The organism is Roseibium sp. MMSF_3412 (assembly GCF_030733265.1).
Lineage (GTDB): Bacteria > Pseudomonadota > Alphaproteobacteria > Rhizobiales > Stappiaceae > Roseibium.
Window position 1 is genome coordinate 165,756 of sequence record NZ_JASHJI010000001.1, and the last position, 22,813, is coordinate 188,568.

Here is a 22,813-nt window from a genome sequence, read left to right on the forward strand (position 1 = left end):
TGCAACGTTTTGTCTATATAAGCCGCGCGAACCCTTGCCCGGCGCATGTTCGGGCCGATCCGGTAGACTGCTGATTGGGACGCAGATGATCCGGAGCAGTTGAAAGATCTCTATGACTGATTTGATGTCACTCGCCCCGGCCCTGTCGGCCGCGTTGGCGAAGCGGGGCTATGAAAGCCTCACCCCCGTCCAGGAAAGCGTCCTGAACGACGCGCCTTCAGATGCCGATCTCCTCGTCTCGGCACAGACCGGCTCGGGCAAGACCGTGGCATTCGGCCTTGCCCTTGCACCAACCCTGCTTCAGGGCGAATCCCATCTTGGAAAAGCGGCCGCGCCGATCGCACTGGCAATCGCTCCGACGCGCGAACTTGCGCTTCAGGTGAAAGAGGAACTGACCTGGCTTTACCAGGAAGCCGGAGCGGTCACCGCCTCGTGTGTCGGCGGCATGGATCCGCGCACCGAACGCCGGCAGCTGGAGCGCGGCGCGCATATCGTCGTCGGCACCCCCGGCCGTCTGAGGGACCACATCGAACGGGGCGCACTCGACCTTTCGGAACTGCGCGCCGTTGTTCTCGATGAAGCGGACGAGATGCTCGACATGGGCTTCCGCGAGGATCTGGAATTCATACTCGACGCGGCCCCGCGCGAACGGCGCACGCTGATGTTCTCTGCAACCGTTCCAAAGCCGATCGCGGAACTGGCCAAGAGGTTTCAGAAGGACGCAGTTCGTCTTTCCACCATCAACGCCCGGGAACAGCACGGCGATATCGACTATGTCGCCCATCCCGTCGCGCCCAACGAGCGCGAAAACGCGCTCATCAACGTGCTCAGGCTGCACGAGGCGGAAAAGGCGATTGTCTTCTGTTCGACACGCGAAGCCGTCAGCCGTTTGACGTCCCGGCTGGCCAACCGGGGCTTTTCGATCGTCTCCCTCTCAGGCGAACTCAGCCAGGAACAGCGCTCCAGCGCCCTTGCGGCCATGAAGGACGGACGGGCGCGGGTCTGCGTTGCAACCGATGTCGCCGCGCGCGGGATCGACCTTCCGAACCTGGACCTTGTGATCCACGCAGATCTGCCGACCGGCAAGGCCGCCCTTTTGCACAGGTCCGGCCGGACAGGGCGCGCCGGGCGCAAGGGAACCTGCGTTCTGATGGTTCCCTTTCCACGCCGACGCCAGGCCGAACGCGTGCTGCATTTCGCTGGCATCAAGGCGACCTGGACTGGTGCACCAACCGCCGACCAGATCCGAGCAAAAGACAAGGAACGGCTTTTGGCGGACCCTGCGCTGTCGGTGGAACTGGAGGACGAGGACCGCGCCGTGGCAATGGAACTTCTCGCCCTGCACAGCCCCGAGCAGTTGGCCGCAGCGTTCGTCAAATTGCGGCAATCCCGCATGCCGGCGCCGGAAGATATCACCTCGCTCGACGATACGTCGCTGAAGGGGCGTGATGCCGGGTCCCGTGGCGGGCGCAGCGCGGAGATCACCGGAAAGTTCGAAGACGGCGTTTGGTTCTCGCTGTCGCTCGGACATCGTCAACGGGCGGAACCGCGCTGGATCCTGCCTCTGATCTGCCGCGCCGGGCACGTGACCAAGAAGGAAGTCGGAGCGATCAAGATCTTCCAGAACCAGCTCTATTTCGAAATCGCCGGGAGCCACGGCGAACGCTTTGCCGATGTCATCAGGCGCGACGGGTCGGGCGAAGACAATGTCACGATCACGCTTCTCGATGCCCGCGGCGGCAAGGTCCCGACGGCTCCGAAGGAAGACGGTTACCGCCGGGACAGAGGCGGTCCGCCCAAGCGGAGGCCGCGCGAAGCCGACGCGCCCGACTACGAAAGCATGGGGCGCGAGGACAGCTTGAAACCGAAGCGTCCGGCCCGCGGTCCGAAACGAGACTTCGACAAGGCGAAGGGAAACAGGCGGCGGCGCGGAGACGACGAGGCACCGCCGCACCACCCCGCCTATGAGCCTCTCGACATGAAGGCACTGGCCGGTAACCCGGACCAAGAAGCCGCCCCGAAACGGCGTTCCGGCAAGGAAGGTGATGACCGGCGCAAGCCGAAGGCACGCGCTGCTTCGAAGGAGACTGGTGCGAAAAAGAAGAGCGCCAAGAAAAACAAGCCGTCGCGCGCGGCAAGGAAAGCGGCAAAAGCGAAGAAGTAACAGACCCCGCTCTCAGAGATGCCCGGTGTTGATCCGCACCGCGAAAACCGGGTGCATCTTCAGCCCTAAACTGTGCCCGTTTGCATGCCGCAAACGGGCTCAGCGTTCCAGGGCCCGGGACGCGGTTTCATCGGCCTTCTGTCAGAATGAAAATGAAATGCCGAGCCCGCCGGAGAACTGATCGGCCGATCCTTCATCCTTGACGATCGGACTGTCGGCCGCATCACCGAGAAGTCTGGAGTAGGTCGCCCTTCCGACAATTCCCCAGCGCTCCGTGACATTAAAGCTGGCAGTGGCCCCAAGGCTGATATCCTTGATGCCGCCCGACGCGGAGTATTCCGCGAGGCCGGACCGCAGCGCGCCAGCTTTGTTGACGCCGAAATAGGTGTCCATGTAGCTGTCACTGGCAAATCCCACGGACACTTCAGTGCCCAGGCGCAGCTGTTCGGTGACCGCGACCATGTAGCCTGCTCCGATCGATCCCGTGACACCGTGGTGCACACCGGAAACATCCGCCATGAGTTCGGCGGACAGTTCAAAGATATCCGACTGGTTCAAAAGGGCATTGAACTGATAGGCGACAAATCCACCGGCTTCGAAAGCCCCGTCGATCCTGTCCAGGCGATCAACGACTTTGTTGGCGGTTCCGTCCCGCCCCATATCGTAGCCGATGGCCGGACCGAATTGCAGCGCAGCATCCGGCCGCAGGTTGAGCGCGGCCTCCGGGCCTTCGATTTCCAGACCCAGGCCGAACGCCGTCAGATTGGCGTAGAGCATGGGTATGGCCGCATATTCCGTCGCCCCCTCGAAATCAGGTTGCGCACCCCCGCCCAGCACGATGATACCGTGAAAGCCTCCGCTGGTGCCGTCGTCCTCCACGAATGCGCCTTCCGGCGGTTCGACCGGAACGTCCGCGGCCAATGCGGCTGCTCCCGAACACCCGTTCAAGAGCAGGACCATTCCCCATGTCTTTCTGATAAACCGGCAAGTGCGCAACGCTGTAACCTCCATGCCATTCAGGGTTTTCGTCCGCCGGCGCTGTTTCAGTGCCAGCGGCAAAAACCTGGCCGCAAGGAAGCGATTGCGAAACTCGCGTTCGAGACCGGTGCTTTCACAGATGAGCAATCAAGATTTTTCCATTTAACTATCTGTATTTATTATCTTTTTATGAGAGAGTTTACGAGCCGCGCGATGTTTTGTGCAACGCAACTCGCGTTCCGGTCACAATTCTGTCCAAACTTGACTGCTTCTGGTCTTCCCGACTGGAAAAAGGAGTTGTCCTTGCACCTGCAATCCGATCCGAACCAACGGCGTCAGCCCAAACAATTGCGTTCACGCCTCATGGTCGAAACAATCGTCGAAGCCGCCCGGCAGATTTTCGCAGACCATGATTTCAAAACCGCCAGCACGAACCTGATTGCAGAGCGGGCCGGTATCAGCATCGGGTCGCTGTACCAGTACTTCCCGAACAAGGACTCGCTTATTCTTGCCGTCCAGAAGAAGCACCACGATGACGTGCTGGCGCTGGTCAAAGGGGCGATGGACCGATCACATGATCTGCCCTTGCGCGACGCAATCAGCCATATAGTGGGTGCAAATCTTGACATGCACCTGCAGTCGCCCCGGCTCCACGCCGCCTTCGATGAGTGGATACCGACGCAATCGAAACACGTCGACCGGGAAACTTTCCAGCAGGAAATGGCGGCGAATGTGATGAACTTCCTGTCGGAAAGGTCTGATGTCGATCTCGGGGATCAGCTGAAGCCGGCCGTTTTCGTGATCATGAACATGGTCCGGTCGGTGATGCATGCGGCCGTTCAGGATTGCGAAACAGTCCCCGATCGTCACCAGATCATCGAAAGTCTCACAGTCGGTATTCTCGGCTGCCTGACACCGGGCACGAGTGCGCGCTCCTGAGACAGATGGTTGCGGCTTTCGCAGGTTGAAGGGATGGCGTGCCGCGCCGGGTCACTCGTTGACGATGGCCGCTATGACCCAGTCAACGCCGTCCTGGATCAGCTGGTAGTGACAGGTGAATTCGAGGACCGTTTCACCGTCCGCGCTTTCCTGCGACCAGTCGAGGGTGACAAGCGCGGACGATCCGCTGACATGGCTCGAGACGACCTGAAAATCGGAATGGGTGACACCTTCCTTTTCCAGTGCCTTCAGGAGCGCTTCAACATTTTCGATCAGTTCCTCGTCATCGGCGAAGACATGACCTTTCTCATGCTGCCAGATGACGGCAGGCAAGGCGAAACAGTCGCAGATCCGGTCTATGTCATAATCGTTGAAACCGGCCTGATAATCGTCGAAGAGCTGGGCGATCGCCTCTTCCGCGCCCTCGTTCGAACCGGCCCCGTTTGCATGACCGTTGCCGGTGTTTTCAGCACCACCGCTGTTCATATGACCGCCTCCCTCAGGATCCGGACAGCTTGCCAAGGTCAGTTTGCCTCTGAGACCTCGACACCGTCGGCATCCTCGCCATCGTCATACCCGATCATATTGAGAGGACGGGCCTTTCGTCCATTCAATTCGCACCAATGCACAAGTGCTTCCTCGGCCCCGTGGGTGACCCATATCTGTTCCGCCTGCGTCTCCAGGATCGTCCGGCACAGATCGTCCCAGTCGGCGTGATCGGAGACAATAAGCGGCAGCTCCGCACCGCGCTGGCGCGCCCGCGCACGCACCCGCATCCAGCCGGATGCCATGGCAGCTACCGGGTCGCCGAAACGCCGTGCCCACCTGTCGCTCAGTTGCCCTGGAGGACACAGGACGATTTCGCCTTTCAGCTCCTTTCCGCGCTTGCCCACCGGTTCCAGCGCCCCGAGTTCAACACCCTCAGACTGATAATAGGCTGACAGCTTTTCCAGCGCGCCGTGAAGGTAAATCACCCGGTCGTAGCCGGCCGCGCGCAATTCGCCGATGACGCGTTGCGCTTTCCCCAGCGCATAAGCGCCGACCAGATGTGTCTGCTCGGGAAAGAGATCCACCGACGACAGGAGTTTTGCGATTTCCTGACCGGCCGGCGGGTGGCGGAAGACAGGTAGACCGAAGGTTGCCTCGGTCACGAACGTGTCGCATTTGACCAGCTCAAAGGAAGCACAGGTCGGATCGTCCTGGCGCTTGTAATCGCCCGATACGACGGTCCGGTGGCCGGATGCCTCCAGGAGGACCTGCGCCGAACCCAGAACATGTCCGGCCGGATGCAGGGATACATCGGCACTGCCAACCTTGATAACCTCGCCGCAGTCGATGGCCTGCGCGGTTCCGCAGAAGTTTTCTCCGTAGCGTATCGCCATGATGCCGAGTGTCTGCCGCGTCGCCAGAACCGCACCGTGCCCCGCGCGTGCGTGATCGGCGTGTCCGTGCGTGACGATGGCCCTTTCGACCGGCCGGACCGGGTCGATATGGGCCCCGGCTGCAGGTGAATAGAGCCCTTCTGGCGTTATCGTGAGAAGTTCTGACATCACGGGCCATTAGTTCCCGGATCGGCTGCAACTTCAAGAGGGTCGCGCGTCATAGAACACAAAGTGAACATTTTTCATCACTCCCCCTCGCCTTTTCCGGGCTGCTATCCTAAAACTGCCTGATGGACGCTGCGCTGCTACCCAATCGATTTCAGAGCTGGTTTGCTTCCCGGGGCTGGGCCGCCAGGCCGCATCAGCTGCAGCTGATCGATCATCTGGCACAGGGACATTCAACGCTGCTCATCGCTCCGACCGGTGCCGGCAAGACGCTGGCCGGGTTCCTGCCGAGCCTGGTGGAACTGGATCTGCGCGGCAAGGTGAAACCCGGACAGGCCGGCGGCGGCGTGCATACGCTTTACATTTCGCCATTGAAGGCGCTGGCCGTCGACATTGCCCGGAACCTGGAAGCGCCCGTCAACGAGATGGGATTGCCGATCAAGCTGGAAACGCGGACCGGCGATACCCCTTCTCACAAGCGGCAGCGGCAGAAACTCAACCCGCCGGACATTCTGCTGACGACACCCGAACAGATCGCTCTCCTCTTGTCGGATCCCATTTCGGCACGGCTGTTCGCATCACTGAAAACGGTCATCCTTGATGAATTGCATGCGCTGGTCACTTCCAAGCGCGGCGACCTGCTTTCCCTCGGTCTCGCGCGCCTGCGCCGGATTGCGCCTAAACTCAGAACCATCGGGCTGTCGGCGACCGTTGCCAAGCCGGACGACCTGCGCGCCTATCTCGTGGATCAGCCCGATGTGAACCGAAGAGCGCTGTCGCATGTGGTGGAAGTGTCCGGCGGCGCCATGCCGGAGATTTCAATCCTCGATTCAGACCAGAGGCTGCCCTGGTCGGGTCATTCGTCCCGCTATGCGATCGGCGATATCTACGAACTGATCAAGGCGCACAACGTCTCGCTCCTATTTGTGAACACGCGCAGCCAGGCGGAAATGGTGTTTCAGGAACTCTGGCGCATCAACGAAGACACGCTGCCGATCGCCCTTCACCACGGCTCGCTCGATGTCGGCCAGCGGCGCAAGGTGGAAGCGGCGATGTCGTCCGGCGCGCTACGCGCCGTCGTTGCGACCTCCTCGCTCGACATGGGGATCGACTGGGGCGATATCGATCTCGTGGTGAATATCGGTGCACCGAAGGGGGCGAGCCGGCTGGCACAGCGGATCGGCCGGGCCAATCACCGCATGGACGAACCGTCCAAGGCGGTGCTTATTCCCTCCAACAGGTTCGAGGTGCTGGAATGTCAGGCGGCGCTTGCCGCATCCAAGCGCGGCGATCAGGACACCCCGCCCCTGCGCAAGGGCGCGCTTGACGTGCTGGCGCAACATGTCATGGGCCTTGCCTGCGCCGAACCGCTCGATCTGACAGCGACCTTCGATGAAATCCGCTCCAGCGAAACCTACAGATATCTCGATTGGGAAACTTTCGAGCGGGTTGTCGACTTCGTCGCAACAGGCGGATACGCGCTGAAGAGCTACGACCAGTATGCCAAACTGAAAAAGGGCAAGGACGGTCTGTGGCGTATTTCGCATCCCAAGCTTGCCCAACAGTACCGGCTCAATGTCGGGACGATCGTCGAAGCCCCGAAACTGAAGGTGCGCCTGGTGCGGTCCAAGGCGGACGGGCGGCGCACGCCGGTCGGGCGCGGCGGCCGTATCCTGGGAGAGATCGAGGAATATTTCGTCGACCAGATGGTTCCCGGGGACACGTTTCTTTTCGGCGGCGAGGTCGTCCGGTTCGAGGCAATCCGGGAAAACGAAACCTATGTCTCGCGCGCCAAGACAGACAATCCGATGATCCCGTCCTACATGGGCGGCAAGTTTCCGCTGTCCACCTATCTCGCCGACGGTGTGCGGGCGATGCTCGCCAATCCCAAAAGCTGGAAACACCTGCCGATCCAGGTCCGCGAGTGGCTGGAGATACAGAAGGCCAAATCGGTTCTGCCCGCGCGCGACGGCCTTCTCGTCGAGACCTTCCCACGGTCCAACAAGCATTACATGGTCTGTTATCCCTTCGAGGGACGCCTGGCGCACCAGACGCTCGGCATGCTGCTCACCAAGCGCCTGGAGCGCCTCGGTGCGCGGCCGATGGGGTTTGTCGCCAATGACTACGCACTTTCGGTCTGGGGGCTCGGCGATCTGTCGCTGCTGTTCTCGAGCGGGCGTATCTCGCTGGACGCGCTTTTTGAAGAGGACATTCTCGGCGATGATCTCGATGCCTGGCTGGCGGATTCCAGCCTGATGAAGCGCACCTTCCGCAACTGTGCGGTCATTGCGGGTCTGATCGAGCGCCGACACCCGGGCCAGGAGAAAACCGGGCGTCAGGTCACGGTTTCCTCCGACCTGATCTACGATGTCCTGCGCATGCATGAACCGGATCACATCCTGCTCAAGGCGACCTGGGCGGACGCCGCCGAAGGACTTCTGGATATCTCTCGCCTTGGGGAACTTCTTGCGCGCGTTCGTGGCAGAATCACGCATAGTGTCCTCACGCGCGTTTCTCCGCTTGCCGTGCCGATCCTCCTGGAAATAGGCAAGGAACCGGTCTATGGCGAGGCGATGGATTCGCTGCTTGAAGACGCGGCCGAAGATCTTGTTCAAGAGGCAATGGCATGAACGTTCTGACATCCCATCTGCGCAAATACGAGACAGCGCCGGTATGTCATGACATCCAGGTCAATGGGCAGCTCGTCGGCCTGCATGACAGCGGCGTGTTGTGGTGGCCTGAGGAATCCCTGCTGGTCGTTGCCGACCTTCACCTGGAGAAAGGCTCCAGCTACGCCCGGCGCGGTGTCATGCTGCCGCCCTACGACACCGGGGCAACGCTGGAAAAGCTCGCAGGCGTCATGGATGCCTTCGACCCGGCCCGCGTCATCTGTCTGGGAGACAGTTTCCACGACGCAGACGGGTCCGACAGGTTGCCGGCTCCCTACCGCGCCATGCTCACAACACTCCAGCTCGGCCGGGAGTGGATCTGGGTCACGGGCAATCATGATCCTGTCGCGCCCGTGCGGCTCTGCGGCGAGACGGTGGACGAGATTGCCGTCGGGCCGCTCAAGTTCCGGCACGAACCGGTTGAAGAAATCGGTACAAAAGGCACGGCGGGCGAGATCTGCGGGCACCTGCACCCGGTTGCGCGGGTCCGCCGGTTCGGACGCTCGATCCGTCGCTCGTGCTTCATTACTGATGGAACCCGCCTTGTGCTTCCGGCCTTCGGCGCGCTCACGGGCGGTCTCAATGTGGCCGACCGCGCCTATTCAACGCTGTTCACCCGGCGCCAGTTCTCGGTGTTCATGCTGGGCAACGACCGGCTCTACCCGTTCACGGCAAGCCGTCTGGTCGGGGATTGAAACAGACGCCCGAAGCGGCGATGGGCATCGTCAGCACCCGCCGTCATTTGCCGGTCGTTTTCACCAGGGGCAGATAATAAAAGGCGCGGCCGTTTTCCCGCAAACGCTTCATCAACACGATTTCCTCGCCAACGGCGGGAAACCCCTTGTTGCGTGTCCGCACCGTGACCTCCGTGCCGTCCGCCAGGCGAACGCGCAAGGTCGTGCGAATGGAACCGTCATCGCGATAGTCGCTCGAGTGATGCAGCAGCACACCGGTGACGGGCTCGCCGTCCTGGTTGTTGACGCCGCTTTGCGACACCATGATCATGCTGATTCCAATGGCCAGCGGTATGCCGACAATCGCAACCAGCAGAGCCGTCCGGGCCCGTTCAAACCACATCAGACGGTTCAGCTTCCTGTTCACGCTCAAATGCTGTTCCTGCCACATCGAGATCCCGCAAGATGCCGCGACGCGGCATCGGTCAGGATTTGAGGTGGGGGCTCTATGCACGTTTACAAGCGTCTACGGAAAATCTGCTTCACAACAAGCCGTTGCTGCATTCACACCTTCCGCCCCCACACCCGGCGCTGCGCTCCGACCTCTCCCCAGGGGAGAGGTACCGTTTGACTATGAGCCATGGTCTCGCCGTTTCGCATTCCCTCTCCCGATGGGAGAGGGCCAGGGTGAGGAAACAGAAGACCGAAATTGCCGGGATCTGCGCTTCCGAAAACCTGAGCTATTTCCGCTTTTCCAGATGGGCCAGAATGTCTTCCAGAACGTCAAAGGTTCTTTCCAGTACGTCCGCATTCCAATACCGGACAACCTTGAAGCCACAGCTGTTTAGTATTCTCGTTCTTTCTGCGTCTGCGTCCACATTCTCGGCATGCTGACTTCCGTCCAGCTCAACAATGAGTTTGGCATTCATGCACGCAAAGTCGGCGATGAACCGGTCAACGGGAAATTGACGACGAAACTTCCAGCCACCGAGTTGCCTGCTCCGGAGATAATGCCACAGCCTGATTTCCGCTTCCGTTGCCCGTCTGCGCAGCGATCTGGCGCGTGACGTTTTTCCCACGCTCACACCGTCTGTCCCCTCACCCGGAGCTGCGCTCCGACCTCTCCCCATGGGAGAGGTAACTCATCGTGCTGCAGCATGTCGCATCTCGGCGGGTCACAGTTCGTCGGATTGGCTGATGTATTCAACATATAGTTGTTTCAATAGAAAATAACAACCCACAAGCAGCAGCATCCGGCTTTTTTACATGGCCGCGCCGCTTCGCATTCCCTCTCCCCCTGGGAGAGGGACAGGGTGAGGGAATAGAAGGCCGCAACGGGCAGAGTGTCCACCCCCTCACCCGGAGCTGCGCTCCGACCTCTCCCCAGGGGAGAGGTAACTCGTCGTGCTGTAAGGCCACGCATCGCGGCGGGTCGCATTTCGATGCATGGATCAACACCACCAACATATGATTGTTTCAGAAGGTGGACAAAACGGGTTAGTCCCGTCATTCAGCTTCGAGATTAGCCCCGAACACTCCCCGCATTCCCTCTCCCCCTGGGAGAGGGTCAGGGTGAGGGAACAGAAGACCGCAACGAGCAGAGTGTCCGCCCCCTCACCCGGAGCTGCGCTCCGACCTCTCCCCAGGGGAGAGGTACCTTTTGTTTCCACGGCATGGGGCGCGAAAAAGAGATAGGTTTCCTAGTCTTCTTCCCCCACCTTCACCCACGCAATGACCAGTTCATAGAAGACGGACAACACAACAGGGCCAAGGAAAAGACCGAGCAGGCCGTGGGTCAGAGTGCCGCCGAGGACGCCGATGAGGATGACCAGCATCGGAACGTCGAGGCCGCGCGACATCAGGATCGGGCGCAGGACGTTGTCGACCAGCATCACCGGCACGATGAGGATGGTGAAGGCGAGCGCTGGAACGAATTCCCAGGAGCTCCACGCCCAGATAATGGTGGGGATGATCACCAGTGCCGGGCCGATCTGGATGATACACAGGATCAGGGCGATGAAGGTCAGGACACCGGCAAGAGGTACGCTGAAAACGATCAGAAGGATGCCGGTCAGAAGGCCCTGGATCACCGCAACGCCGATCACCCCACGCGAAACATTGCGGATGGTTGCGCCCGCCAGATCGACGAACTCAGACCCCCGTGGCGCCATGATGCGGTCGGCGAAGCGCTTGGCGCCCCTGCCGAGCGTGGGCCCTGGCACGAACAGGCAGCCGGCGAGAATGATGGAAACGATGAAGAACAGCACGCTGCCGCTCAGCGAGGCAAGCATGGACAGTATCCGCCCGCCGGCGGGCACCAGCATCGGCCCGACCTTGGTGAAAAACAGTTCCAGACTGCGGCTGGCGAGGCCCCAGAGTTCGGCGATGCGGTCGCCGACAACGGGAAGCGCCGCCAGTCTTTCCGGCAGCGGCGGCAGGGTAAGCCCGTCGCCGGTTATCTTGTGGAACCAGCCGCTGAGCGTTTCGACGAGGCTGACGACAAGCACCGCGACAGGCCCGATAACGATGGCCAGGCACAACAGGGTGATCAGCACCGCGGACAGGATCTTGCGCCCACCCAGCTTTTCGGCGAGCCAGTCATAGGCCGGATAAAGTGCCACCGTGAGCACGACGGCCCAGAGCAGAAACAGGAAGAACGGCGCGATCAGCTGCAGCGAGAAATAGGCAAACAGACCGAGCACGCCGAGACGCACGGCGATATCGATCACCTTCGCGTCGAGGGTTGGTTCGCGCTTGCCTGCTTCGCTGCCCGCCGGATCGGGAGAAGACTGATCAGTCATGGTGCCCCACCTTGTGATTCCATGGTCATGCCACTTCATCACAATAGCCACAGGGCCTATGAGTACCAGATGATAATGGCTGCAGGCACTGTTCCGAAACGGGTCTGGCGCGGTTGCCCGGCGCAGCGTGCTCGCTTGATGCCGATCAGTCCTTCTTGAAGATCACGCCCGCAAGCCAGCCGGTGAAGATCGCAAGGATCACCGCCAAGACGCCATAAACGAGCGGATAGTTCTGCGCCAGTTCGAAGGTCACCTGCTCGAAACCGATTTTCGCAACCGCGAGTATCTGCTGGGTTTCCGAAACGAGTTCACCCTGGTTGAAGAGGTAACTTTTCACGGTGTAGTCGCCAACAGGTATGTTTGCCGGCAGCGGGATTTTCGTCCGGAACATGGTGTCGGTCAGAAACTCGATCGACGTTTCCCGTTCCGAATAAAGACCTGTCTCCTCGCGCAGGCGGACGAAAGCGCGGCGGAAGTCGTCCCGATCCGACAGCGCCACGTTCGAGACGCCCGAAACTGCCAGATTGATATGATTGAGACCAATGCTGTACTCATCAAGCACATTCCGGTGCGCGATCTGACCGATGTCGGCAGTACTCGCGACGGCGTAAAACGAGGGGACGTTTTGAAAGCGCTCCGCTTCGCGGTTCACCCAGACGCCCAGAAACCGTCCCTTGCGGCGTGTCGTGATGTCCTGAGGGGGCCCTTCGACCACGATCGCGAGCTGAAAATCGTCCGCTTCGCCGGAACTGTCGGCGATGTGGCTCGCCTGGCCGAAAATGACAATCTCGGTTCCGGTGAAATTCGACTGGATCGACACCATGTCCGAGGACAATGCCGTGACCAGGTCTTTCGAGTGGTCTTCCTCTTGCGCGGTGCCTGCCACGAGGCCAGTCAGCACAAACAGGGAGGCAAGCAGGAAACGGATCATACCCCTGCCCCCTTGCGGATGGCGATGGAATAAAGATCGTCGGGAATGAGCAGCAGATCCACGGCAAAGCGCAAACCGACGCCGAGCACCAGAAGGGCCAACAAAAGGCGCAGCTGATCGCCGCGCAGGTTCTGCCCCATGCGTGCACCGAACTGGGCTCCTATCACGCCGCCGATCATCAGCGTCATCGCCAGAACGATATCAACGGTCTTGGTGCCCATGGCGTGGAAGATCGTCGCCGCCGCCATCGTGAACAGGATCTGGAAGAGGGATGTTCCGATGACGATATTTGTCGGCACCCTGAGGAGGTAAATGAGCGCGGGCACCATCATGAAGCCGCCGCCAATGCCCAGGATCGTGCCAAGGAAACCTATGATCGCGCCGAGCGCGACCACGGGTATCACGCTGACATAGAGTTTCGACTGCCGGAACCGCACCTTCAGCGGCAGGCCGTGGATCCAGTTATGCTGGCCGGGTTTGCGCGCGGACGGGGCCGCACCTGACTTGCGCCGGCGGATCGCACGCACGGATTCGACCAGCATCAAACCGCCGATCGCACCCAGAAAGGTCACGTAGGACAGGGAGATGACGAGATCCAGTTGCCCGACAGACTGAAGCACGTCAAACAATATGACGCCGATCAGCGACCCGAAGACACCGCCCGCCAACAATATCGATGCCAGCTTGAGATCGATTGCCTTTCGTCGCCAGTAGGTGACCACTGCGGATGCGGACGAAGCGACAACCTGTGTGGTTACGGTGGCAACCGATACCGCCGGCGGAATGCCGGAAAAGATCAACAGGGGCGTCAGAAGAAAGCCGCCACCGATCCCGAACAGGCCGGACAGAAAGCCCACGGCTCCGCCCATGGCAAATATCACGAAGATATTGACCGGAATTTCGGCTATGGGCAGATATAGTTGCACTGGGTTACGCCGGAACAGGATGCAGACAGGGCTGCAGGAAAAGTAGACTAGACTGGTTAAAAACCCGTGCTGGTCGATGTGTCAACCAACCAGCATCTCACTTTGGTTCGGAAACCCCGAAAATCGTCAGATTGCCTGACTTTTGAGCTCGTCAATCAGCTTGGCGTCGACTTCGCCTGTTTCAGGCAGGCCGATGCTGCGCTGGAAGGCACGGATCGCGCTGCGTGTGCGCGGGCCCATTTGCCCGTCCGGCGTGCCCGTATCAAACCCAAGATAGTTGAGCTTGTCCTGGGCCTCGCGGATCATGTCGATGTCGCCGGCCGGCGCCGGAGCGGACACGTTCGCTGCAGGCAGCGAGGACTGTTCCGCCCAGGATGGTTCAAGCGTAACCTTGTTCGCCGCCGGATCCGCGTCCTTGAGCTTGAAGCTTTCCACGGCAAGGCGTGCATTTGCCAGCGTCTGCTGGTCCATCATGTTGGCGACATCGTCGCGGCGTTTGGCGGCTTCCGGGTCGCCCTTGTCGGCGGCGATCGCAAACCACTTGTAGCTCGCGACTAGGTCCTTGTCGACGCCGATACCACCTGCATAGAGAATACCCAGATTGAACAGGCTGTCCTTCACGCCGTAGTTGGCTGCCGATTCAAACCACATCGCCGCCTTGGCATAGTCCGGCTCCTCACCGCCGCCTTCCGCATAGAGAACCGCGAGGTTGTGCATTGCCTTGGCGTTGCCGGCCTGCGCAGCCTGCGAGTACCAGGCCCTGGCCTTGGCCGTGTCCTTTTCAACGCCGCGCCCTTTTTCATAAAGGCTGGCGAGCCGGTACTGTGCCGGGGGGAGACCCTTGTTGGCGGCCTTCTGATACCAGACGGCTGCCTTTTCCAGATCGGCCGGGACGCCCTCGCCTTCCGTGTACTTCACACCAACAAGAAACTCCGCCGCCGGGTTGCCACTCGCCGCCGCACTGCGCAGCGCCATCGGGCCGACACCCTCGGGCGGGAGGTTGGCAAGCAAGGACGATGTATCCGTGAATTGCGTTTCAGCGGCCGGCGCAGGTGTTCCAGGATCGGCAACAGGGTTGTCCCCAAAACTGCTTGTGACACCTGCGGGCGGTGCGAAGGCGGCTTCGGCTTCCGGAACATCCTGCACTGTAGCCGGCGCCGCCGGAATGCTTCCAGCTGCCACCAGCGGCTCGCTCTGGCGCACCGGCTCCGCTGTTTGAGCCGGAGAAGCCTCCGCAACCACGGGACTGCCAGCGGCTTCGGCAGCCGGGCTGCCTGCACCCGCACCGGCGGAAGCCCGTTCAGCTTGGGCTGGTGGCGGCTGCGCACCTTCCGCCGGGCCGGAGGCGACAGCGGTGTCCGTTGCCGCCGGCTCCTCATTTGCCGCCGCGAGCGTTTCTGTCTCGGCGACAACCGTGGTTTCCTGCTCGGCGGAGGCGATGTTTTCCTCTTCCGGCGAACCCGACACAAAGCGGTAGGCCGTCAGGGTCCCCAGCGCGAGCACCACGGCGACGGCGGCAAGCAAAATGGCCTTGCGCCGGCTTCCGCCACGTTCCCTGATTTCGGGTGCGGGACGATCGCCCGGCAGGACCGGTGCCTGGTCGGCGTCAAACTGTTCGCTCGCAAAATCGTCGGTGCTGAGTTCCAGTTCGTCTGATGTCTCGGGCGCGTCAGCGTCCATTTTCGCCGTATTGTCGCGTTTGAGCACATTGCGCAGCCAGCCGACACGTGCCTTGCCGCGCCCTTCGTCTGCAGCGCCAACACCAGCGCCCGCGGATTTCGACTTTTCGAGTTTTGCCGCTTCGGCGGACGCGGCCTGCGCTGCCCTGCGCGCGGCTGCAATGAAGTCTGCCTTGCGGTCCCGCGCCTTGTCTTCCGGCTGGGGCGCGTTGGATGCGTCACCGCCGTCACTTTCAGCAGGTTCGTTCGTGATCCGCGCGGCCTGTGTAAACGGGAACGCGTGTTCCTCGCTCATGACCGGCGGCGCCGCACGGGTGACCCCCGGCATGACCGGGGTGTCGGAAGGCACAGCCGCGACGGGCACTTCGCCTTCAGAGCGCTCCAGATTGTCGAGACGCTCGGTGAGCGAACCGAGCACCGACTTGACGCTTTCAAACGTGTGCCTTGTCCGCTTCTCGCCGCCTTCGGCCGCATCAATCAGGCGTTTCAGGTCACCCTGGAGCGCTGAAATCGCTTCATCATACTGAGCCGCCTGCGGCTGCGGCGCGTTCGCAACGGCGTCAAAAGCCGCTTTTCTGGCAATGTCCGTAACATCAGAACGGGTCTGTTCAAGGCCGCGCTCGATCCGTTCAAGCACGGGGGCAACCTGATCCAGCCCCGGGGCTTCGGAAGAACTGGTCTCGATCTGCGCGGCAAGCGCAGCAACCTTCTCGCCGAGCAATTCAAAGCGGTCGTCGTCCGTCGCGTCCGCGCTTTTGGAGACCAGTTGCGCGAGATCCGCAATCCTTGCCTCCAGGGTCTCGGTCGAAGACGGCACCGACACACTTTCGCGCATCGAACCGATTTCTTCACGCAACTTGTCGAGGTCGGAAGAGGTGACCGTGTCCTTCGGCTCATCGAGGCGCGCCGACAGATCGGTCAGCCGTTCCTGCAGCTGCGACAGGAATTCCGTGTCCGGACCAGCCATCGCGCGCAGCGCTTCGGGATCAAGAGCCGGGGCAGGCTTTGACGCCTTTTTCTCGATCTTGTCGATTTTGCCGGCAATCTTTTCCAATCGCGTTTCGAGTGCCTGGAAGGCGCCGCTGTCGGCAGACGGCAGCGGTGCGGACTGCTCCATCCGCTCCAGTCTTTCAACGATTTCATCAAGACGCTGGTCGACCTGCGAGAGATGCTCGTAGTCGGCTCCCGCCGACTTGTCGTCCGCCATCATGCCGGCGATGTCTTCAAGACGCCCCTGCAGCCTTGCAATCGTTTCAGGCTGCGGCATGCGCTCTTCCATCGCGGACAGGCGCGCATCGAGCCCGCGCTGCTCGCGTGCGAGCACTTCAAGATCGTCCAGCCGGCCTGAGACGAATTTCATCCGGTCGTCAATGCCTTCGACAAGCCCCTTGATGTCGATCTGCTCGACATAGCCGCGAACTTCGCGCAATTCTGCGCGCAAGGGCTCCATTTCAACCTGCGGCTCACGCTGAAGAAGCTCCTCAACGCGCTCCGCGATGTTGGCGACCCGGTCTTCCAGGACCATCATGTGTTCTGACTGCGGCAGAGTGGAAAAGGCTTCCTCGATTTCATTCAGGCGCGCAGTCACACCCCGCAGCACGCGCGGGTCCAGCGATGCCCGGGACAGTTCGTCGAGGCGTTGCAGGATATGGGCATAGCCATGCTCAAGCGTCTGCAGCGCACCTTCCACGTTGGTGCGGCCGACCATGGATTTCAGATCCGCGACTTCCTTGCGGATTTCGACTGCGAATTGCTCGCCGCGCTTGTCCGCACGCAGGCGCTCGACCATGTCGGCAAGGCGGCGCAGTTCGACATTCTGCCTCCCGACCGTTTCACTTGTGCCCCTTGAGATGCCGCCAAGTGCATCACGCAGCGACCCGAGTTCTTCGCGAACCTGACTGAAGGCTTTTTCCTGCGGGGCGCGCAGCGCGTCGATGCGCCGGCCAAGATCCTTGTAAATGTGGAGCGAGGCATCGTTGTGCACATAGGAGGGCTGGCCCCGTTCAATGCGCGATGCAAATGCGTCATCGTCAAAACCGGTGGAGTATTCCTCTGCCCGATGACCGGTCAGACTGTTGTGATAGTCGTGGTTTTCCAACGCATCCATGGCGTAGCGCCCGGCCTGCGGATAGGAGCGCGAAGACGGCAGGTCGCCATAATCCTGGTCATTCGATGCGTTCGCCAGTCCCTGAACCTGTTCGTCAAGCCGATCGAGCGCACCCAGAACATCTTCCATTCCGGATTGATGCGCCGGTGATTTTCGGGAAGGAACAGCGCGTTGTGACCGCACCGCACGCTTTGCGCGGCCTGAACCGCTGCCGCCGCGTTCGGACAGCATCCGGTCAAGTTCGTCGGCGACGGCGTTCAGATCGTCATCCCGGCCGTGAGAAGCATATCCGCCTCCAAGAGCTGTCGCCGTCCGCGTCAGCCGCTCGATGCGGTCATGCGCCGGTTCCCTGCCCGATGTTGCGTAATAGTCGTCGCCTTGATACGCATCACGGCCGCGGCGTCCTGCCTCGTGTTTATTCCAAGCCGGCATCTCTCAACCCTGGACTGACGGTCACCTGACCGCGGTTTGAGCGGACTACCACCCGTTTCCGTCAGAAAACGGACCGGTGGCAGCGTTTCAACGAACTTTGTCGACTTAGGGTAAACAGGTAGTTAACCACCGTTGCTAAATGCGAAAATCGAGCTTTTTTGCCAAAAATGACCTGTTTATATGTCTGATCCTGCCGCGAACGGCCTGAAATTTCTTAATTTTTCTTAACCTTTCACGCATCCCTCTGGACCTTTACGCGCACGTAAGCTAAACAGACGCCAATTGCCGGTGTGCAGACCTGTTTTCGCAACGATTGCAAGACAGTAACCGTCTGTCCTTCCGTGCAGACAAAAAAAGAGCAACAAAAACCAACATTGCCGGAGAACGGCAGAAAATCGAGTAGAGACCATCATGAGCGAAGCGCTTTCAATTCTTAATGAAGACGATCTTGTCGACGTCGTGTCCGCTTCGGACGACAGCACCAAGAAAACCCAGTTCACCATTGGCGACCTCGCCAAGGAGTTCGGCTGCACGCTGAGAACACTGCGGTTTTACGAAGACAAAGGTCTTTTGAATCCAAAGCGTGATGGCCTGAACCGGGTCTACAACCGTCGTGACCGCGCGCGGCTGAAGCTGGTTCTGATGGGCAAGCGGGTCGGTTTCTCGCTGACGGAGATCCGGGACATGCTGGATCTTTATGACCTGCGCGACGGCCAGGTGACGCAGCTGCGGGTCGCGCTGTCGAAGTTCAACGAACAGATTGCCGTTCTGGAAGACCAGAGAAAAGACATTGAACAGGCCATCGAAGAACTTTCGCGCACTGTGGAAATCGTTTCCGGCATGCTGAAGCACAAGGAAGCCGAGGAAGCCTGACCCGTTTTCCAAAACCACCAAGAACATCGAACACCGGCCATTTGGCCGGTGTTTTTGCGTTCAGGGTTCACTCAATGGGTGTTTTCCCGGAAAAGCGCAGCAACGGCGCCGGATTGAAAAACCTCAAAAATTTGTCATCACAACACGAATTTGAAGCACGGATCTGCGAAAAAGCTTCCAATTTGCCTGTTTTGGGCACATTTTTTTGCAATCCCTTCCCTTGGGACACCACTTGCCGCACGAAAACAACACGCGTATATAAGCGCTAGATGACGTTTACGGAAACGTAAACCTACAACCGATCCGGCAGATCTGGGAGGATGTGCATGCCAAGCTATACCGCGCCCGTCGACGACACGCTTTTCCTGCTGAAAGATGTTTTCGGCTATGACCGCTATTCCAACCTTCCCGGATTTTCGGATGCGCCGCTCGACCTTGTCGAGGCGATTTTGCGCGAAGGCGGCAAGTTTGCCGAGGAAGTCCTGCAGCCGCTGAACCAGTCCGGAGACAAGGAAGGCTGCACCCGGAACGACGACGGCTCCGTGACGACGCCGAAGGGGTTCGCGGAGGCGTATCAGGCCTTTTGCGAAAACGGCTGGGGCACCCTGTCCGCCGATCCCAACCATGGCGGCCAGGGTCTGCCGCACACGCTTGCAACCATTTTCAACGAGTATGCCTCGTCGGCGAACATGGCCTTTTCCATGTATCCCGGCCTTACGGCGGGCGCGGTGGCAGCCCTGACCATTCACGGAACGGACGACCAGAAGAAGGCCTACCTTCCCAACATGATCGCGGGCACATGGACCGGGACCATGAACCTGACCGAACCGCATTGCGGAACGGATCTCGGCCTGATCCGCACCAAGGCCGTTCCCCAGGCCGACGGTTCCTACAAGATCTCCGGCACAAAGATTTTCATTTCGGCCGGCGAGCACGACATGTCGGAGAACATCATCCACCTGGTGCTTGCCCGCATCGAGGGAGCTCCCGAGGGCGTCAAGGGTATTTCTCTGTTCGTGGTGCCGAAAAACAGTGTCGGCGAAGACGGCTCCGTTGGTGACAACAACGGCGTCTCGTGCGGGTCCATCGAACACAAGATGGGCATTCACGGCAACGCGACTTGCGTGATGAATTACGATGAGGCCACCGGTTGGCTGGTCGGCGAAGAGAACAAGGGTCTGAAGGCGATGTTCGTCATGATGAACGAAGCGCGGCTCGGCGTTGCCGTTCAGGGTCTGTCGCAATCGGAAGTCGCCTATCAGAACGCCGTCACCTACGCCAGGGACCGCCTCCAGGGCCGCTCCCTGACCGGTCCGAAGAACCCGGACAAGGCAGCGGACCCGATTATCGTGCATCCCGACGTGCGCCGGACGCTCATGTCCATCCGCGCCTTCAACGAGGCGGCACGGGCGCTGGTCATCTGGACCGCCCTTCACGGTGATATCTCGCACCGTTCGGACGACGAGAAGGACCGGCAGTATTCCGACGACATGATGGGTCTTATGACGCCTGTCCTGAAAGGCGTCCTGACGGATACCGGGTTCGCCAATGCGGTCAACGCGCAACAGATGTATGGCGGTCACGGTTACATCGCCGAGTGGGGCATGGAACAGTTCGTGCGCGATGCCCGCATCGCCATGATCTACGAGGGTGCCAACGGCATCCAGGCGCTCGACCTCGTCGGCCGCAAGCTTCCGGCCAATGGCGGTCGTGCCGTCATGAGCTTCTTCAACGAAGTGAACACATTCCTGAAGGAAAACAAGGACAACGAAGACCTGGCCGCCTTTACCGGTCCATTGAAAAAAGGCATGGACGACCTTCAGGGGGCAACCATGTGGTTCATGAACAATGCCATGAAAAACCCGGACAATGCCGGTGCAGGCTCCGTCGATTACATGCATCTCTTCGGTTTGGTCGCGCTTGGCTACATGTGGACCAAAATGGCCAAGGCGATCCGGGAACAACTCGGCGGCGATGCAGGCGAGAAAGCCGAGTGGCTGGAAACCAAACTTGCCTTCGGCACGTTTTTCATGGAACGCACGATGCCTGAGACGGCCGCACATCTTGCGCGCATATCCTCCGGTTCCGAGACACTGATGGCGCTTGACGCGGACGCGTTCTGATCCGGTTTTGCCGGACGCAGATTAGGGCGCGCGAATCCGCAATGGCCGGTGTAGGTTCTCCGCCTACGCAACCAGCCAGGGAGACGAAACAGGTATGGCCGACTACGTTCTTTATTGCATGGCCCAGTCGGGGCACTCGTACAAAGTGGCACTCATGCTGGCGCTGTGCGGCGCCGACTGGGAGCCGAAATGGGTCGATTTCTTCAATGGCGAGACCCGCTCTGACGAGTTCCGCAATTCCTTGAATGAAATGGGCGAAGTGCCGGTTCTGGTGCATGATGGCAAGACGCTGACCCAATCCGGGACCATTCTGGATTATCTGACGGAAAAATTCGACGCGTATGGCGGGGAGGACAACGACGAGCGCCGCGAAATCCTGCGCTGGACCATCTTCGACAACCAGAAAATCTCCGGTGTCGCCGGGCCGCTGCGCTTTTTGCGGATCTATGCAAAGACCGGTGAAACGGAAGTCACGAAGTGGCTCGAAGGCAGGTTCAAGAGCGCGCTCGCGATCCTGGAAAAGCACTTCGCGGCGAACGCCTTTGCAATTGGCGACAAACCGACAACCGCAGACTTTTCCCTGTGTGGCTACCTGTTTGTCCGCGACGAGATCGGAACGGACTTCACCCCTTACCCGAATGTTGTTGCCTGGCTGGAGCGGATCAAGGCCCTGCCCGGCTGGAAACACCCCTATGACCTGATGCCCGGCCATCCGTTGCCGGGCGCCGACTAGACACCACCGTCCGAAGGAGGACCAGATGGCTGAAGCCTATATCTTCGATCACGTCAGAACCCCGCGCGGACGCGGCAAGAAGGACGGCGCGCTTCACGAAGTCCCGTCCGTACGTCTGGCCGCGACGGCGCTTGAGGCGGTCCGCGACCGCAACGGGCTCGACACGGCCAGAGTGGATGACGTCGTGCTCGGGTGTGTCGATCCCGTCGGCGAGGCAGGCGGCGACATCGCCCGTGCCGCGGTATTTGCCGCTGGATACGACACATCGGTCCCCGGGATGCAGATCAACCGCTTTTGCGCATCCGGCCTCGACGCGGTCAACATGGCCTCCGCCCAGGTCATGGCAGGGCAGCACAAACTGGTCATTGCAGGCGGCGTGGAGAGCATGAGCCGTGTCGGTATCGGCGCTTCGGGCGGCGCGTGGCCGATCGAACCGCAGGTGGCCGTTCCTTCCTATTTCATGCCGCAGGGCGTCTCCGCGGACCTGATCGCAACCAAATACGGTTTCAGCCGCGACGACTGCGACGGCTATGCAGTTCAGAGCCAGAAACGTGCCGCAAAATCCTGGGATGACGGCCGGTTTTCCAAATCGGTGGTACCGGTGAAGGACATCAACGGGATCACCATCCTGGACCGGGACGAACACATGCGGCCGGAGACCGACATGCAGTCCCTCGCCTCGCTCAATCCTTCCTTTGAGCTGATGGGGGCCATGGGCGGCTTTGACGCCGTCGGCATCCAGGCGCATCCGGAAATCGAGGCGATCAAGCATGTGCACCATGCAGGCAACTCTTCCGGTATCGTCGACGGCGCCGCAGCGGTTCTGATCGGCTCGAGCACGGCCGGCCGGTCTTCGGGCCTGAAACCACGTGCACGCATCAAGGCCTTTGCCAATGTCGGCTCAGAACCCGCCCTGATGCTGACCGGCCCGGTGGATGTCACCGAGAAGCTGCTCAAGAACGCCAAGATGGACATGAAGGATCTCGACCTTGTCGAAATCAACGAGGCCTTCGCGTCCGTGGTTCTGCGCTACCAGCAGGCGTTCGACCTCGATCCGGACATCGTCAACGTCAATGGCGGTGCGATCGCCATGGGTCACCCGCTTGGCGCGACAGGCGCGATGATCCTGGGGACAGTCCTCGATGAACTGGAGCGCCGCGATCTGAACACTGCGCTGGTCACATTGTGCATCGGCGCCGGGATGGGCACTGCGACAATCATCGAGCGTGTCTGAGCC

17 protein-coding genes are annotated in these 22,813 nt (G+C 60.5%); 8 read left to right on the top strand and 9 right to left on the bottom strand.

The genetic code is table 11. From position 1 onward, the window contains the following. Positions 1-112 precede the first annotated feature (112 nt). On the top strand, positions 113-2,164 hold the full coding sequence (locus RBB49_RS00740; protein WP_306140731.1) for a DEAD/DEAH box helicase: 2,052 nt from the start codon (positions 113-115) through the stop codon (positions 2,162-2,164). 141 nt (positions 2,165-2,305) lie between these two features. Here RBB49_RS00740 and RBB49_RS00745 read toward each other — a convergent pair whose 3' ends face one another. Then, on the bottom strand, positions 2,306-3,289 hold the full coding sequence (locus RBB49_RS00745; RefSeq protein WP_306140732.1) for a MipA/OmpV family protein: 984 nt from the start codon (positions 3,287-3,289) through the stop codon (positions 2,306-2,308). 156 nt (positions 3,290-3,445) lie between these two features. Here RBB49_RS00745 and RBB49_RS00750 point away from each other — a divergent pair, with 156 nt between their 5' ends. After that, complete coding sequence (locus RBB49_RS00750) at positions 3,446-4,081, top strand: TetR/AcrR family transcriptional regulator (protein ID WP_306140733.1); 636 nt, start codon at positions 3,446-3,448, stop codon at positions 4,079-4,081. A gap of 51 nt (positions 4,082-4,132) precedes the next feature. Here the strand turns inward: RBB49_RS00750 and RBB49_RS00755 are convergent, their stop codons facing one another. Both RBB49_RS00755 and RBB49_RS00760 read right to left on the bottom strand, forming a co-directional pair. Beyond that, positions 4,133-4,567 carry a DUF4440 domain-containing protein gene (locus RBB49_RS00755; RefSeq protein ID WP_306140734.1) on the bottom strand — a complete coding sequence of 145 codons (435 nt, stop codon included), beginning with the start codon at positions 4,565-4,567 and terminating at the stop codon, positions 4,133-4,135. A 38-nt stretch (positions 4,568-4,605) separates the two neighbouring features. After that, positions 4,606-5,631, bottom strand: a complete 1,026-nt coding sequence (locus RBB49_RS00760; protein WP_306140735.1) for a ligase-associated DNA damage response exonuclease — start codon at positions 5,629-5,631, stop codon at positions 4,606-4,608. 122 nt (positions 5,632-5,753) lie between these two features. On the opposite strand from RBB49_RS00760, the gene RBB49_RS00765 reads away from it, so the two are divergent. Both RBB49_RS00765 and pdeM read left to right on the top strand, forming a co-directional pair. Next, complete coding sequence (locus tag RBB49_RS00765; protein ID WP_306140736.1) at positions 5,754-8,258, top strand: ligase-associated DNA damage response DEXH box helicase; 2,505 nt, start codon at positions 5,754-5,756, stop codon at positions 8,256-8,258. After that, positions 8,255-8,992: a ligase-associated DNA damage response endonuclease PdeM gene (gene pdeM / locus RBB49_RS00770; protein ID WP_306140737.1), complete on the top strand. Its 738-nt coding sequence runs from the start codon at positions 8,255-8,257 to the stop codon at positions 8,990-8,992. Before RBB49_RS00765 ends, pdeM begins: the two co-directional genes overlap by 4 nt. Positions 8,993-9,035: 43 nt before the next feature. Here pdeM and RBB49_RS00775 read toward each other — a convergent pair whose 3' ends face one another. The 6 genes from RBB49_RS00775 to RBB49_RS00800 form a co-directional block, all read right to left on the bottom strand. After that, entirely contained in the window at positions 9,036-9,404 is a 369-nt protein-coding gene (locus RBB49_RS00775; protein WP_306140738.1) for a hypothetical protein, read from the bottom strand. A gap of 307 nt (positions 9,405-9,711) precedes the next feature. Continuing rightward, the gene (locus RBB49_RS00780) at positions 9,712-10,056 is read right to left on the bottom strand and encodes an endonuclease domain-containing protein (protein ID WP_306140739.1); all 345 of its coding nucleotides are present in this window, start codon (positions 10,054-10,056) and stop codon (positions 9,712-9,714) included. A gap of 615 nt (positions 10,057-10,671) precedes the next feature. Then, the gene (locus tag RBB49_RS00785; protein ID WP_306140740.1) at positions 10,672-11,772 is read right to left on the bottom strand and encodes an AI-2E family transporter; all 1,101 of its coding nucleotides are present in this window, start codon (positions 11,770-11,772) and stop codon (positions 10,672-10,674) included. Positions 11,773-11,917: 145 nt separating this feature from the next. Beyond that, complete coding sequence (locus tag RBB49_RS00790) at positions 11,918-12,703, bottom strand: TIGR02186 family protein (protein WP_306140741.1); 786 nt, start codon at positions 12,701-12,703, stop codon at positions 11,918-11,920. After that, positions 12,700-13,629: a sulfite exporter TauE/SafE family protein gene (locus tag RBB49_RS00795; RefSeq protein WP_306140742.1), complete on the bottom strand. Its 930-nt coding sequence runs from the start codon at positions 13,627-13,629 to the stop codon at positions 12,700-12,702. Before RBB49_RS00795 ends, RBB49_RS00790 begins: the two co-directional genes overlap by 4 nt. Before the next feature lie 126 nt (positions 13,630-13,755). Continuing rightward, a complete protein-coding gene (locus tag RBB49_RS00800) occupies positions 13,756-17,847 on the bottom strand; it encodes a peptidoglycan-binding protein (RefSeq protein ID WP_306140743.1) in 4,092 nt (1,363 codons plus the stop codon). 411 nt (positions 17,848-18,258) lie between these two features. Here RBB49_RS00800 and RBB49_RS00805 point away from each other — a divergent pair, with 411 nt between their 5' ends. From RBB49_RS00805 to RBB49_RS00820, 4 genes are all read left to right on the top strand, one after another. Continuing rightward, on the top strand, positions 18,259-18,720 hold the full coding sequence (locus RBB49_RS00805) for a MerR family DNA-binding transcriptional regulator (RefSeq protein WP_306140744.1): 462 nt from the start codon (positions 18,259-18,261) through the stop codon (positions 18,718-18,720). 326 nt (positions 18,721-19,046) lie between these two features. Further along, on the top strand, positions 19,047-20,843 hold the full coding sequence (locus RBB49_RS00810) for an acyl-CoA dehydrogenase C-terminal domain-containing protein (protein WP_306140745.1): 1,797 nt from the start codon (positions 19,047-19,049) through the stop codon (positions 20,841-20,843). Positions 20,844-20,937: 94 nt separating this feature from the next. Further along, a complete protein-coding gene (locus RBB49_RS00815; protein ID WP_306140746.1) occupies positions 20,938-21,576 on the top strand; it encodes a glutathione S-transferase family protein in 639 nt (212 codons plus the stop codon). Positions 21,577-21,601: 25 nt separating this feature from the next. Further along, on the top strand, positions 21,602-22,810 hold the full coding sequence (locus tag RBB49_RS00820) for an acetyl-CoA C-acetyltransferase (RefSeq protein WP_306140747.1): 1,209 nt from the start codon (positions 21,602-21,604) through the stop codon (positions 22,808-22,810). Positions 22,811-22,813 lie beyond the last annotated feature (3 nt).